This window comes from Rhizobium sp. Nf11,1 (assembly GCF_050587665.1).
Lineage (GTDB): Bacteria > Pseudomonadota > Alphaproteobacteria > Rhizobiales > Rhizobiaceae > Rhizobium.
On sequence record NZ_JBOBHU010000002.1, the window covers coordinates 185,821 to 200,304 of the forward strand.

12 protein-coding genes are annotated in these 14,484 nt (G+C 61.4%); 7 read left to right on the top strand and 5 right to left on the bottom strand.

Annotated features, from left to right (window positions below; genetic code table 11):
* The first annotated feature begins 36 nt into the window (after positions 1–36).
* Complete coding sequence (locus ACQ7C1_RS03745; protein ID WP_430957601.1) at positions 37–1,065, top strand: AraC family transcriptional regulator; 1,029 nt, start codon at positions 37–39, stop codon at positions 1,063–1,065.
* Positions 1,066–1,106: 41 nt separating this feature from the next.
* Here the strand turns inward: ACQ7C1_RS03745 and ACQ7C1_RS03750 are convergent, their stop codons facing one another.
* Positions 1,107–2,144, bottom strand: coding sequence for a LacI family DNA-binding transcriptional regulator (locus ACQ7C1_RS03750; protein WP_430957370.1), 1,038 nt, complete (start codon positions 2,142–2,144; stop codon positions 1,107–1,109).
* Between the two features lie 112 nt (positions 2,145–2,256).
* The gene (locus tag ACQ7C1_RS03755; protein WP_430957371.1) at positions 2,257–2,889 is read right to left on the bottom strand and encodes a TetR/AcrR family transcriptional regulator; all 633 of its coding nucleotides are present in this window, start codon (positions 2,887–2,889) and stop codon (positions 2,257–2,259) included.
* A gap of 108 nt (positions 2,890–2,997) precedes the next feature.
* On the opposite strand from ACQ7C1_RS03755, the gene ACQ7C1_RS03760 reads away from it, so the two are divergent.
* The 6 genes from ACQ7C1_RS03760 to ACQ7C1_RS03785 all read left to right on the top strand — a co-directional run bounded on the left by ACQ7C1_RS03760 (position 2,998) and on the right by ACQ7C1_RS03785 (position 12,329).
* On the top strand, positions 2,998–4,071 hold the full coding sequence (locus ACQ7C1_RS03760) for an efflux RND transporter periplasmic adaptor subunit (RefSeq protein ID WP_430957372.1): 1,074 nt from the start codon (positions 2,998–3,000) through the stop codon (positions 4,069–4,071).
* Positions 4,068–5,153, top strand: a complete 1,086-nt coding sequence (locus ACQ7C1_RS03765; protein WP_430957373.1) for an efflux RND transporter periplasmic adaptor subunit — start codon at positions 4,068–4,070, stop codon at positions 5,151–5,153. The genes ACQ7C1_RS03760 and ACQ7C1_RS03765 overlap by 4 nt, the downstream gene beginning before the upstream one ends.
* Positions 5,150–8,221: an efflux RND transporter permease subunit gene (locus tag ACQ7C1_RS03770; protein ID WP_430957374.1), complete on the top strand. Its 3,072-nt coding sequence runs from the start codon at positions 5,150–5,152 to the stop codon at positions 8,219–8,221. Before ACQ7C1_RS03765 ends, ACQ7C1_RS03770 begins: the two co-directional genes overlap by 4 nt.
* Positions 8,222–8,406: 185 nt before the next feature.
* Positions 8,407–9,558 (top strand): alpha/beta hydrolase, encoded by a 1,152-nt coding sequence (locus tag ACQ7C1_RS03775; RefSeq protein ID WP_430957375.1) that lies wholly within the window; start codon positions 8,407–8,409, stop codon positions 9,556–9,558.
* 126 nt (positions 9,559–9,684) lie between these two features.
* Positions 9,685–11,136, top strand: coding sequence for an NCS1 family nucleobase:cation symporter-1 (locus ACQ7C1_RS03780; RefSeq protein WP_430957376.1), 1,452 nt, complete (start codon positions 9,685–9,687; stop codon positions 11,134–11,136).
* A gap of 149 nt (positions 11,137–11,285) precedes the next feature.
* A complete protein-coding gene (locus ACQ7C1_RS03785; protein WP_430957377.1) occupies positions 11,286–12,329 on the top strand; it encodes a magnesium and cobalt transport protein CorA in 1,044 nt (347 codons plus the stop codon).
* Here the strand turns inward: ACQ7C1_RS03785 and ACQ7C1_RS03790 are convergent, their stop codons facing one another.
* The 3 genes from ACQ7C1_RS03790 to ACQ7C1_RS03800 all read right to left on the bottom strand — a co-directional run bounded on the left by ACQ7C1_RS03790 (position 12,330) and on the right by ACQ7C1_RS03800 (position 14,423).
* Positions 12,330–13,103: a phosphotransferase gene (locus tag ACQ7C1_RS03790; protein ID WP_430957378.1), complete on the bottom strand. Its 774-nt coding sequence runs from the start codon at positions 13,101–13,103 to the stop codon at positions 12,330–12,332.
* Positions 13,100–13,990, bottom strand: coding sequence for an MBL fold metallo-hydrolase (locus ACQ7C1_RS03795; RefSeq protein ID WP_430957379.1), 891 nt, complete (start codon positions 13,988–13,990; stop codon positions 13,100–13,102). The genes ACQ7C1_RS03790 and ACQ7C1_RS03795 overlap by 4 nt, the downstream gene beginning before the upstream one ends.
* A 70-nt stretch (positions 13,991–14,060) precedes the next feature.
* A complete protein-coding gene (locus tag ACQ7C1_RS03800; protein WP_430957380.1) occupies positions 14,061–14,423 on the bottom strand; it encodes a hypothetical protein in 363 nt (120 codons plus the stop codon).
* Positions 14,424–14,484 lie beyond the last annotated feature (61 nt).

The following is a 14,484-nucleotide window of genomic DNA, read 5'->3' on the forward strand; positions in this document are numbered from 1 at the left end:
ATGATGTCAGGCGGCAGAAGAAAAGAACCGAGCGGCATGGATGCGTTAAGACGGGAGAAAATGGCAATTGCCGAGCATCGGGGTTACGGATTCGAGCCCACGCATGGAGGCACCAGCTTCGAATCAATGGTTCAGGCCTTTACGGCTGGTTACGGCGTTTTCGGCGCACAGCCGTTGAAGGATGACCGAAACTTCGCCTGGGCCGCGGATCTGAGAAGGACCGAGGCGCTCACGGTGCTTCATTCGGTCTATCAGAGTTCCTGGACGATCCAGACGCTTGATGAGTCTCCGCAGCATCTCGCGTTTTTCATGCCGCACACAGGCTCTTTTCGACTGTCGATAGGAAAGAGAACGGTCGAAAGCGGCGCCGGTTACTTTCTCATGGCCAACAATCACGAAGTCGGCGATCGTGTGGTCCAGGGAGGACCGCACCGCTCGGACGTCCTTTTTCTGGACTGGAAGGTTGTGAAAAGGGTCCTCGCCTCGCTGGTGGAAAAGCCCCTCTCGGAGTCGTTCGATCTCGACCCGATTCTGGATCGCGCGACGCAGTCAGGCCAACTCATCGGCAATCTGCTCCAGACGATCGTGCAGGGCATGCGCGGCGCCGGTCCGTTGCTATCTTCGCCCCTTGCCGCAGCCGCGATGAGCGAAACTCTTGCTCACCTCGTGATCCGATTTGGCCGGCATCGGTTTTCCGATCATCTGGAAAAAAAGAAAGTATCGTTGATCGCACCTTGGCATGTCCGACGCGCTATCGACTACATGCATGCCAATATCGCGGAACCTATCACTATGACGATGGTTGCCGATGGCGTCGGCGTCTCGCTTCGGGCGCTGCAAACGGGCTTCAAGGCGTTCAGGGGAACCTCACCGGCCAGCTACCTCCGCACGATCCGGCTGCAGGCGGCCCGCGAGCAGCTTCGGGATCCGACAAACCAGCAATCCGTCCGCGAAATCTGCGCGATATGGGGTTTTGCGCACGCCGGCAGGTTCTCCATCATCTACCGCAGCACTTTTGGTGAAAGCCCGAGGGATACGCGGTTACGGGCTGAGCGTTTGCGCTGATGTGAGCTTCGGACCTTCGAAAGGCTGGCTCTTCCGGCCCTTCAGCGCGGCGGTGCGATGCTGCCCCGCAGGACGAGATGGCAGCCGAGTTCGAGGCGATGAGCCGGCCGTTGCGGATCATTGGCGATCAGCCGCTGTTCGATGAGCGCGAGCGCTGCCGCCCCGAGACGGTCGGTCGGCACGCTCACGGTGGACAGCGGCGGGCGGCTGAACTCGCCGGGAACGATGTCGTCGAAGCCGAGCACAGATATTGCGTCGGGCACGCGTATCTCGCGATCGGCCAATGCCTTCAGGCAGCCGAGCGCCAGATTGTCGGCCGCGCAGAAGACGGCGGTGGCGCCTTTCAGCGTGGGGTCGCGATGGAGCAGCGCGTTGATGGCCGCTTCGCCATGCCGGGGCTCATATCCCTCGGCCTCGATGATCATGTCCTTCGGCACCGGAAGCTGTGCGGCCAAATAGGCATCGGAAAAACCGTCATACCGGCGCTGGATGGTCGTGCGGCCCTTCCAGGTCAGATGCAGGATGCGGCGGTGGCCGAGCGCCATGAGGTGCTCGATGCCGAGCCGTGCGCCGAAGCGGTTTTCAGGCGTCACAGTATCGACCAGCATGGCGGGATCCTCGCCGTTGACGATGACGACGGGCATATCAGCCGAGGCGAGGCTGCGGATGAGTTCGGGCTGATCATCGTTCAGTACCACGATGCCGTCAGCGCGTTCTGCTATCGCGATCTGCCTGACCTGGGCGCCGTCGATGCGCCGGCCGCTGCTGACATAGGGTACGATGCGGATGCCTCGACGCTCGCATTCCCTGCGAAGACCGTTGAGAATGGTCCAGCTCACCAGGTTGAGATCGCTCTCCGGGGCGGCATCGTCAGGAATGGCGAGAAGCAGAACGTGCAAGGCGGCGATCGTCGCCTTCTTTCTGCGGCGGTCGAGATAGCCGAGACGTTTTGCCGAATCCAGCACTCTTTCCCGCACCTCGATCGTGAGCGGCGCAGTTCCGTTCAGGGCGTGCGAGGCCGTGCTCAGCGACACGTCGGCATCGCGTGCGACATCTTTGAGATTGACTTTACGTTCCACTTTTTCCGCCAGGAATTCAGATCGTACCTTCGAAGCATAAGCTAACTCGATGTTTTCACATAAAGACTTTAGAAAAGCTATGTGCTTGCGTCGATATTTTCGTCATTCGCAATCAGCGGCGTTCGGCAAGCAGCCCGTTGAACAGAAGGTCGAAATAGGCTCGCATAAAGGCATCCTTGTCGGGCGTCGGCACGCGGCGATCATCGAATATCAGCCGCAGAACCGTCGTCGTCAGAATCGGCGCGACCACGAGGTCGGAAAATTCGACAGAAATTTTGCGAAATTCCCCTGACGCAACGCCTTCCTCGATGAGAGCGTCTATCCTGGCGATAATCGGCGCTATGAATTGATCGTGGTGGCGATCGATCAGGTCGGGGAAGCGCTGTCCTTCCGAAATGACCAGACGCGTCAATTCGCGGGTTGTACGATCCTCCGCGATTTGGTCGTAAAGGAGACCGAGAATGGACATCAGCCTGTCAGTGGCGCTGCCGCTGAGGCGGGCGGTGATTTCAAGCAGTTCCTGAAAGGGGACGGAGAAGTGACTGATCATGGCTTCGAACAGCTTTTCCTTCGTCTCGAAGTAAACGTAGACCGTGCCCTTGGTGACGCCGACCCTGTCTGCGATGTCGTCGACGCGGGCGCCGGTGAACCCGTTTCTGACGAATTCCTCGAATGCAGCATCCAGGATCTGGATGGGTCGCAGCGCCTTCTGTTCCGCGCGTGTGAGTTTCTTCTGAGCTGCCATGCGTGCCTCGCCTCCCTTGTTTTGCGCAATCGTTCCTGTGCAAAAGTTTCATTGACTAATCCGTCAGTCAATTATATAGCAGCTGCCGTTGAGAGCAAGAGGTCAACTATGAGAACCATTCTGATCGCCACAGCGATCGTATGCACGATCGGTCTCGTCTCCTGCAGCGAGCCAGGCGGGCCGAGCGAACCTGCCGCGCGCCAGGTCGGCGTCGTCGTCGCGAGGTCTGAGCCGCTGAGTGATGGCGGTGCGCTGACGGGAGAGGTGCGCGCCCGGGTCCAGACCGATCTGTCCTTCCGGGTCAGCGGCAAGATCATCGAACGGCTGGTGGACGTCGGTCAGTCAGTAAAGGCGGGGCAGGTACTGGCGCGCATCGATCCCGAAGAGCAGAAGGCCGATCTCGATGTGGCGGCGGCCAATCTTCAGTCCGCCGAAGCCCAGCAGACCCAGGCACAGCTCGCCTTCGACCGTCAGCAGAGCCTCTTTCGAACGCAGGTGACGACGCGGGCCGCACTCGACCAGGCGCAGGAGGCGCTGTTGACGGCGCAGGCCTCGACGAAGTCGGCGCAGGCGCTCTTCGAGACCGCGCAGGACACCCTGTCCTATACGGAGCTGAAGGCGGATGCCGACGGAGTGATCACTGCCCGCAATGCCGAGGTCGGGCAGGTGGCGCAGGCCGCGCAGGTTGTCTTCACCCTTGCCCATGACGGCGACCGGGACGCCGTCTTCGAAGTCGTCGAGAGTGCGTTCCTGCGTCCGATCGAAGGCGACGGCACTGTGAACCTGCTGTCGAACCCCTTGCAGAAGATCACGGCGAAGGTCCGCGAGATTTCGCCGACGATCGATTCTTCCACCGGCACCATCAGGGTCAAAGTCGCCATTACGAGCGATGCTCCCATTCCGCTCGGCGCTCCCGTCGTCGGGAAATTCAGTTATGTCCCCCAGGACGTCATCCAGCTGCCCTGGTCGGCAATGACCTCCAAGGACGGCAAGCCAGCCGTCTGGATCGTCGATCCTGCATCCTCAGCGGTTTCGATGAGAGCGATCGATGTCGCCAGCTACGAGACCGGCAGCTTCGTCGTCAAATCAGGTGTGTCGGCGGGAGATGTCGTGGTGACCGACGGGACCAAATTCCTCAGGCCCGGTGAAACCGTGTCTTATGTGAAGGAAGTATCCAAGTGAGTATTCGTCCTAAGATAATGGCCCTGATGATGGGTACGGCCCTGATCTCCTCCTGCACGAAGCCGCAGGAAAGCACGCAGGAGGCGCCCCGTCCCGTGCTGTCGATGACGGTCAGGCAGACGCCCGCCACAAGCCTCAGCCTTACCGGCACGATTGAGCCGACGATCGAGACCGAGCTCGGCTTCCGGATTCTCGGGCGGATGATCGCCCGCAACGTTAATGTCGGCGATGTCGTCAAGAAGGGTGATGTCGTTGCCGCCATCGATCCGCTGGCGCTGGAGCTTGCCGTGCGCAGCGCTCAGTCCGACGTCGAGAACAGCGATGCCCAGCTTCGAAACGCAGTGACGACGGAGCAGCGCCAGCGCGCGCTGGTAGAATCGCGCTCCGGCACGGAAGCCTCGCTCGAAGAAGCCGAGCAGGCGAAACGGACGGCCGCGGCCGCCGTCGCCAAGGCGCAGGCCAATCTCGACAAAGCCAAGGAGCAGCTCGGCTATGCCCAGCTTCAGGCGGAATTCGATGGCGTCGTCACGGCGACGTCGGCCGAGGTCGGCCAGGTCGTGTCGGCCGGCCAGACGGTCGTCACGATAGCCCGGCCGGACAAGCGCGACGCCGTTGTCGACGTGCCTCAGGCCGCTGCCCAGAAACTGAAGATCGACGCGCCCTTCGACGTGACGCTGCAGCTCGAGCCTTCGATCCGCACGACGGGCGTCGTGCGCGAAATCGCGCCGGAGGCGGAAACCGCCACCCGCACGAGCAGGACCAAGATCGCACTTGCCGATCCGCCTGAAGCCTTCAGGCTCGGCGCGGTCATCACAGCCTCCGCAACCATCGCCGCCGACCCCGAGATCGTGCTGCCTTCCTCGGCGATCCTTGCCGGCAGCGACGGCGCCAGCGTCTGGATCGTCGACGTGCCGGCCAAGAAGGTGGCGCTGCGCCGCGTGAAGATCGACGGCAACGTCGTCGACGGCGGCACCGTCCGCGTCACCGAAGGGCTCGCTCCGGGAGAGCGGGTGGTTGTGGCGGGCGTGCATAAACTTGAGGATGGCCAGGCCATCAGGATCGACCAGGAGATCAGCCAGTGAAGTACTTCAATCTTTCCGACTGGGCGCTCGAGCACCGTTCGCTCGTCTGGTACTTCATGATCGTCTTCATTCTCGCAGGCGCCTTCTCCTATCTGAACCTCGGCCGCGAGGAAGACCCGAACTTCACCATCAAGACAATGGTGATCACCGCCCAGTGGCCCGGTGCTTCCGCCGAGGAAGTGACACGGCAGGTGACCGACAGGATCGAGAAGAAACTCCAGGAACTGGAATCGCTCGACTACACCAAGAGCCAGACCGTCGCCGGCCAGACGACCGTCTTCGTCGAGCTGCTGCCGACGACCAAGGCTAGGGACGTCGCGCCGACCTGGCTGCGCATCCGCAACATGATCGCCGACATCAAGGGGGATTTCCCGAGCGGGGTCGTTGGTCCCTTCTTCAACGACCGCTTCGGCGACGTGTTCGGAAACATCTATGCCTTCACCAGCGATGGGCTCACCCAGCGCCAGCTTCGCGATCTCGTGGAAAATGCCCGCTCAGAAGTTCTGACGGTCCCGAATGTCGGCAAGGTCGATGTGATCGGCGCCCAGGATGAGGCAATCTATCTCGAATTCTCCACACGCCAGATAGCGGCACTCGGCATCGACCAGCAGTCGGTCATCCAGACGCTGCAGGCCCAGAATGCCGTCACGCAATCCGGCTTCGTCGACGCGGGTCCGGAGCGTATCGCATTGAGGGTGAGCGGACAGTTCACGTCCGAGGAGAGTCTCAGGTCGATCAACCTTCGCATCAGCGACCGCTTCTTCCCGCTGACCGATGTCGCCACGATCAAGCGTGGTTACGTCGATCCGCCCTCGGCGCTGTTCCGCTTCAATGGAGAGCCGGCGATCGGTCTTGCCATCGGCATGAAGCAGGGCGCCAACCTGCTCAAATTCGGCGAGGCGCTCGACGCGCGGATGAAACAGGTCGTCGCAGATCTTCCGATCGGGGTGGATGTCCACCGCGTTTCAGACCAGCCCCATGTCGTCGACGAAGCCGTCTCGGGCTTTACCCGCGCGCTCTTCGAAGCGATCGTCATCGTGCTCGTCATCAGCTTCATCAGCCTCGGCCTGCGCGCCGGCATGGTAGTGGCGATCTCCATTCCACTCGTGCTCGCCATCACCTTCGTGGTAATGGAATATTCCGGCATTTCGCTTCAGCGCATCTCGCTCGGCGCGCTCATCATAGCGCTCGGGCTGCTCGTCGACGACGCCATGATCGCCGTCGAGATGATGGTGGCCCGCCTGGAGGCGGGCGACGATCTGAGGAAGGCTGCGACCTACGTCTACACATCGACGGCCTTTCCGATGCTGACGGGAACGCTGGTGACCGTCGCAGGCTTCATCCCGGTCGGTCTCAACAGCAGTGCGGCGGGCGAATTCACCTTCACGCTTTTCGTCGTCATCGCGGTTTCGCTTGTGGTCTCCTGGATCGTCGCCGTGCTGTTCACGCCGCTTCTCGGGGTTACTATCCTGCCGAAGACGATGAAGTCGCATCACGAGAAGAAGGGGCGTTTCGCCGCCGTCTTCTCCTGGCTGCTGACGCTCGCTATGCGCTGGCGCTGGATCACCATCGTGCTGACGATCGGCGTCTTTGCGCTTTCGGTCGGCGGCATGGGGCTGGTGCAGCAGCAGTTCTTCCCGAACTCGGACAGAACCGAGCTCGTAATCGACTGGAACCTGCCGCACAACAGCTCGATCGCCGAGACCAACAGGCAGATGGCCAAGTTCGAAAAGGAGATGCTGGCGGACAACAAGGATGTCGATCACTGGACGACCTATGTCGGCCAGGGCGCGCCGCGCTTCATCCTGTCCTTCGACGTGCAGACGCCCGATGTCACCTTCGGGCAGACCATTATCGTCACCAAAGGTCTCGACGTGCGCGACAAGGTGCGGGCGGAGCTGCAGGATTATCTGACGAAGACCTTCCCCGGCACCGACGCCTTCGTGAAGCTTCTCGATATCGGCCCGCCGGTGGGCAAACCGGTCCAGTACCGGATCAGCGGCCCGGATATCCAAAAGGTCCGTGATATTTCCCAGCAGTTTGCAGGCGTTGTCGGTACCCATCCGCTGCTGTCGAACATGGTGCTGGACTGGAACGAGCCTTCGCGGGTGGTGAAGGTCGATGTGCTGCAGGACAAGGCGCGCCAGCTCGGCGTCTCTTCCGAGGACATCGCGACCGCCCTCAACGGCATTGTCGAAGGTTCGACCGCGACGCAGATCCGCGACGACATCTACCTGGTTAATGTCATCGGCCGGGCCAGGGCGTCCGAGCGCGATTCCGTCCAGACGCTTGAGAATCTGCAGCTCTCGACCTCCAACGGCAAGGTCGTGCCGCTCTCGGCCGTTGCGAATTTCCGCTTCGAACTTGAGCAGCCAACGATCTGGCGTCGCGACAGGCAGCCCACCATCACGCTCAAGGCGGCCGTCATCGGTTCGACACAGCCTGCTACGATTGTCGATCAGCTGAAGCCGAAGGTGGAGGAATTCCAGAAGAACCTTTCTGTCGGATACAAGGTGGAAATCGGCGGCGCCGTCGAATCCAGCGCCGAGGCGCAAGGGCCGATTGCGGCGGTGGCTCCGCTGATGCTGTTTACGATGGCGACGATTCTGATGATCCAGTTGCAGAGCTTCAGCCGCCTCTTCCTCGTCTTTGCGGTCGCGCCGACGGCGCTGATCGGCGTGGTCGCAGCCCTCCTGCTGAGCAACGCCCCGATGGGCTTCGTCGCCATCCTGGGGATTCTGGCGCTGATCGGCATCCTGATCCGCAACTCCGTCATCCTGGTGGTGCAGATCGAGCAACTGCGTGCCGAGGGATTGGCGCCATGGCAGGCTGTCATCGAGGCGACCGAACACCGCATGCGGCCGATCATGCTGACGGCGGCGGCGGCAACCCTGGCGCTGATCCCGATCTCGCGCGAGATCTTCTGGGGGCCGATGGCCTACGCCATGATGGGCGGCATCGTCATCGGCACCGCGCTCACACTGCTGTTCCTGCCGGCACTCTATGTCGCGTGGTTCAGGATCCCCAGGGATGAAAGTGTTCGGGCGGAAGCCTTGGCAGAGGCATGAAACCGGGCTTCGACGGCCATCGCCTACGGCCGCCGCGGCGGCCGCTGCAACACGGGCCGCGACGAAATAGGTGGGATGGCGCAGGCGATGCCGTCCCACCCCGGAGCGGGAATGGCATGGCGAACGATGACGTGGTCAGAACCACACGCCGGAGAGCGTCTGGATCTGAGGGAAACGGATCGATAATGCAGCGACATTTCCGAGGCCTGCCAAAGCCAATGCGCGCGATCATCGTCACCATCGGCCTGGCGACGCTCGCCGGCTGCGCCACGCGGCCATCGGCTGAGGTCTTGACGCCTGTTCATCTGAGCGTGCTGGCCCGTTCGGAAACGGCGCCGGACAGGGTGAGCGTGCTCGTCGCGACCAACAGGACCCCGGATCGCGTGCGGGGCGGGTTCGACAGCACATGGGCCGAGAAGCTGACCTATGAGCAATACGCTTTCTCGGTTCCTCCCGTCAGGAAGGATACCGTGATCATCTATCCCAAGTCAAAGCCGGATCCGGAGCGGCAATTTGCCGTCGTCAAGCGCAGGCAGCTGCCGAGCGATGCTTTCGTGCAGCAGGCGCTCGCCTCCGTGCAGCCCGACGGCACCGTCGGCATCTTCGTCCACGGCTACAATTACAGTTATCAGGAGGCGCTTTACCGCACCGCGCAGATTGCCGCCGACGCGAAGATCCCGGGTGCTCTGATCCTGTTTTCCTGGCCTTCGGCGGCATCCGTCGCCGGATATGTCGCCGACCGCGACGCTGCGCTTTCCTCGCGCAGCGAACTCGATTCTCTCGTTACATCTCTCTCGGCGTCGGGCAAGGTGAAGCGCGTCATCCTGTTCGGGCACAGCATGGGCGGGTTCCTGGTGATGGAAACGGTGCGAGAGCTCAAGCTGCAGCATCGCAAGGCCGTGATCGGCAAGCTGGCGGTGGTGCTCGCCGCTCCAGACATCGACGTCGATGTCTTCCGGTCGCAGCTGAAGGACATCGGTCCAATGCCGAACCCGATCTCCCTTCTGGTTTCCAAGGACGACCGGGCTCTTGTGGCCTCAAGCTTCATCGCCGGCGAACGGGCGCGCGTAGGCCGCCTCGATATCGACGATCCCGTCATCCAGGAGGCGGCCTTGCAGGCGAGGCTCCGGGTCATCGACATTACCTCGATCAAGACCTCCGACGGGTTGGGCCACGACCGCTACGCATCGCTCGCGAAGTTCGGCGCCCAGCTTGCTTCCTTCGAGAGCGGCAGGCGGTCGACCGCCGGCGATGTCGGCGCCTTCGTCTTCGATGCCGCAGGCGCTGCAGTCGCAAGCCCGTTTCGCCTGGCTGGGCGTGTCGTTCGCCCGCAATAGACCGATAGCCTGCTCATCTGGTCGATCGGGATTGTGTACAATGTGACTATTAAATTGTCAGATGCCTAAACGAAGCGCAGACTTCCATCGTGGCCGAGTCGGCCACTGGGGACATGGGAGGGCATTATGAGCATTCAAAATCCGTCTCCCTCGTTGTACAACGAGGATCTTGCGCCCGCGGAGGAGCGTAAGTGGGGCGCATTCAGCATCTTCAACGTCTGGACGTCGGACGTCCATAGTCTTTGGGGCTACTATCTGGCGGCAAGCCTGTTCCTGCTCTGCGGCAGCTTTGTGAACTTCGTCATCGCTATCGGCATCGGCTCCCTCGTCATCTTCTTCCTGATGAGCCTGGTCGGCAATGCCGGCGTGCGCACCGGTGTACCCTTTCCGGTTCTGGCGCGCGCCTCCTTCGGCACGTTCGGCGCCAACGTTCCGGCTCTGGTCCGGGCGGTGGTCGCCTGCTTCTGGTACGGCGCGCAGACCGCCGCCGCATCCGGCGCGATCGTCGCCTTGCTGATCCGCAACGAGAGCCTGCTCGCCTTCCACCAGAACAGCCACATGCTCGGCCACTCGACCCTCGAACTCATCTGCTACATCATCGTCTGGGCGCTGCAGCTGCTGATCATTCAGCGCGGCATGGAAACGGTCCGCAGGTTCCAGGATTGGGCAGGTCCTGCCGTCTGGATCATGATGCTGATCCTGGCCGTCTATCTGGTCGTCAAGTCAGGCACCTTCTCGTTCGGTTCAGAAATCCCGCGTGACGTGCTGATCGAAAAGACCAAGGATGCCGGCGTGCCGGGCGAGCCCGGCTCCATTGCCGCACTTGCCGCCGTGGCGGCCACCTGGATCACCTATTTCGCGGCACTCTACCTGAACTTCTGCGATTTCTCGCGTTACGCGACGAGCGAAAAGGCGCTGCGGAAGGGCAATCTCTGGGGTCTGCCGATCAACCTCCTGGCATTCTGCCTCGTCGCAGGTGTCACGACCACGGCCGCCTTCACCGTGTACGGTGAAGTCCTGCTGCATCCGGAAATGATCTCGGCGAAATTCGACAGCTGGTTCCTGGCGCTGCTTGCGGCGCTGACATTCGCGGTTGCAACGCTCGGCATCAACGTCGTGGCAAACTTCGTCTCGCCGGCCTTCGATTTCGCCAATGTCTTCCCGCGCCAGATCAACTTCAAGCGCGGCGGATATATCGCCGCTTTGATCGCCCTCGTGCTCTATCCGTTTGCTCCCTGGGAGACGGGTGCTGCGCATTTCGTCAACTTCATCGGTTCGACGATGGGGCCGATCTTCGGCATCATGATGGTCGACTATTATCTCATCCGGAAGAGCCAGCTGAACGTCGAGGCGCTCTACCGGGAGAATGGCGAATTCCGGTTCCAGAACGGCTGGCACGGCAATGCCTTCATAGCCTTTGCGGTCGGTGCGCTGTTCTCGTCGATCCTGCCGACCTTCACCTCAGTCCTGCCGGATTGGTGGGGCACCTATGGCTGGTTCTTCGGCGTCGCCATCGGCGGGGCGATCTATTTCGTGCTGAGAATGGGCGCTCGGCGCAATCCGGCCTTCGCCTCATGACGCAACAAAGGCGCCTGGCCGTCGCCGGGCGCCTTCATCTTCTGTCAGAAGCGGATGCATGTTTTGCGAAATGGCATTATGATCGGCGCAACGCCTGACCGGCGTTTGTTGCGGATACGTGATCCGCGGGACGGGGAGGACGGCAGGATTTGGAGCGGCTGAAGGATCTGGACAGTGTTTCCGCGCGGGTCGGCAGCGGGTCGGCGTCGCCTCCTTATGAGCGGCGCGGCGTCGTGGCCGCGGCCGTCTACGAGCATGGGCAGCGTATTCGCGACATCAGGATAGAGGAAGCCGGCGAGTGGCGAAGCCGGGAGAATGCCATCGTCTGGATCGGCCTGCACGAGCCGGATGAAGTGCTGCTGCACCAGATCCAGGCCGAGTTCAATCTGCATCCGCTAGCGATCGAGGACGCGGCGCAGCCCCACCAGCGCCCGAAGCTGGAAATTTACGGCGAGGCGATGTTCATCGTCGCCCGCACCGCCCATATGAAGGATGGCGAAATCATCTTCGGCGAAACGCATCTCTTCGTCGGCCGCGGTTACGTTGTCTCCGTTCGTCACGGCGAATCCTCCTCTTATCTTGCGGTCAGGCAGCGGTGCGAGGCGACGCCCGCCGCCCTTGCCCACGGCGAGAACTACATCCTCTATTCCATCCTTGATTTCATCGTCGACAACTACATGCCTGTCATCGAGGTGGTGCAGGAAGAGGTCGAGATGCTTGAGGATCTCGTGCTGCGCGAACAGCTGGGAAAATCTGACATCGAGCGGCTTTACATGCTGCGGCGCAAGCTTCTGCGGCTGCGCAACGCCGTGGTGCCGCTCGTCGACGTCTGCCGACGATACGAGCATATCGATCTTCCCGGCATGGATCCGACGCTGCAATCGCTGTTTCGCGATGTCACCGATCACGTGCGCCGGGTTCAGGAAGATATCGATGCATTGCGCGAGGTGCTCGCCTTCGCCTTCGAAGCCAGCGTCATGATCGGCCAGACGGAACAGACGGCGATCGCCCGCAAGCTCGCCGCCTGGGCGGCGATCCTCGCCGTTCCCACCGCGATCGCCGGCATCTACGGCATGAATTTCAGCGATATGCCGGAATTGAAATTCCAGTATGGCTATTTCGTCGTATTGGGCGTCATCGCTGTCCTGTGCCTCAGCCTATTCGGCTTCTTCCGCCGGCGAAAATGGCTTTAGTCAGGACAGCGCTTTCAACAGCCGATTTCGGTGTATGCCGATATAGCCGATGTCGTTCAGATAGAGCCTGGCGTCTCCTGCATCGACGTCTTCCGCGAAGATCTCGTCGCCGGCCGCAGCCCTTGCCAACATGAAATCGACGAGGGCTTGCAGCCGGCTGCAGATCATCTCGGGAAGCCGGCGCCGTTCTTCCATCGTCGCGCCATAGGCGTTGCAGAAGATTTTCGCCCGCCGCAGCTGGTCGTCCAGACCGAATGCCACCGAGGGGTTGGCAGGATCGGAGAGGGGCGCCCAGCGATAGACCGCATAGGCGAGATCCCAAAGGCGCGGGGCGGGATGGGCAGTGTCGAAATCGATGATCCCGACAGCCTCCTCATTGACTGTCGCCACATTATAGGGCGCATAGTCTCCGTGACAGACGATCTCACGTGGCTCCTGCGGCGGCAGCATCCATATCTGAGCATCGTCATCCAATCCCAGAAAGCCTTGAGATGCAGTATGAAAATCGCGCAGAAGTCTCGCTGCTGACATCAGCATGCGCTCCGATCCGACAAGGGGATCACTGAGGTCTTCACAGACGCGCCCTGCGAGGTAGCTGACGACTTCCTGATCGTCGCCGGTAATTTGAACGGGCTGCGGAGCCGCCGAAAAGCCTTTGCTTCGGAGATGGCGCAAGAACCGGTGCGTGGTCGGCGTCCATGCGCCGGATGGTCTGATGACGGTATCGCCGTCGCGCCAGATCTGTCCGGTTCGCCCGCCCTCCAATAATTTCACGCATGGCCTCCAGATTTCAGTTTTTCGATATGGGCCTGAACCGTAGCGGCAAGGTTCGTCTCATGGCAGTTCCGGTAGAACGCCGCCGTGTCCAAAGGCATCCCGTCGGGAATGGCGACGAAGTCGTCAAGCCGGAAACCACTTGTACTGCCGAGTTCAGGGTCAGCCAGCCGGCTTTCACTCAGACCGCGGACGCGAACAGCCAGGGCTTCGAAATAAGCAAGGTTCTCATCCACTACCGAAGGCGAAGATGTTCTGCCGTGCGCGGGAATGACCAGTTTCGCATCAAGGTCACGGATCCGTCTGAGCGAGGAGCGGATCTGGCGAAGATCATCGGCAATCCTGCTCCCGACTTCGGGAATGGGATATTCCACCGCGTCGACGGCCAGGCAGATGCGGAGTTCCGGAATCCAGACGGCGATATGGTCAGGCGTGTGTCCCGGCGTATGAATGAGTTCCAGCGTCAGATCGCCGCCGTGCAGAACCATCGAGCCGGAGAAGGTGATATCCGGGCCGATGAGTTCGACATTTGCAAACCGCATTTCCTGGCTAGCCTTGTCCTTCAGGATCTGCTGCGTGGAAGCATCACGCAGACGGTCGAGCGCTGCGGCATGCGCAATGATCGGAGCACGCCCCGAAACCGCAGAGTTTCCCCAGAAGTGATCCCAATCCATATGCGAATTGACGACGATCAGCGGGCGATCCTCGCCTCTGTCGCCAAGCAGATCCAGCGCCATCCGGCACAGTTCGGGCGTGCCGAGCGTATCGATCAGGACATTGAACCTCTCGGTCCGCACAAACACGGCATCGACCTCGTCTCCAGCCCGGAGGATAATGATGCGCTCGTCAAGTCCGGGATGGGAGCATAATTCTACCGCTGGGTTCACGTCTGCCCGCCTTCGTTGCAATCGCAGTGATATCATCTACTACATCAAATCTCGTTTGGATGCTCGCCCGCTAAGGGCTCCCAGATGTCCGCTCCACCGGCACTGGCACATCCCACCGTTCCATCACGGCGTTCGGCACAGTGACCGCACAGATCACCATTACGCTGGGCTTCGAGCGGCCGAGGTTCTTCGGCGTCCATTGCGCCTGGAGCGGGACGGCGCATCGGGGAACCAGCACCTTCGCGTTCGGTTCCAGCACGTTCCAGCGCTGGTGCCCCCTGGCGGTCTCCTGCGTGATGAAACGCCTGGCCTCCTCGCGGATTTCGAACAGGCCGTGCTTATCAGGTGTCGAGCGGTCGGTCTCGATGCTCCAGGAGGCGAGGAAGGGTATGCAAGCCGTGAGGGCGGTAATGACGACTATTGATCGAAGCATTGATGGGTGGGCTCTCAACCGCTCGATGATTACCGGATTGGAAACAGTCAGAGGATCTTTT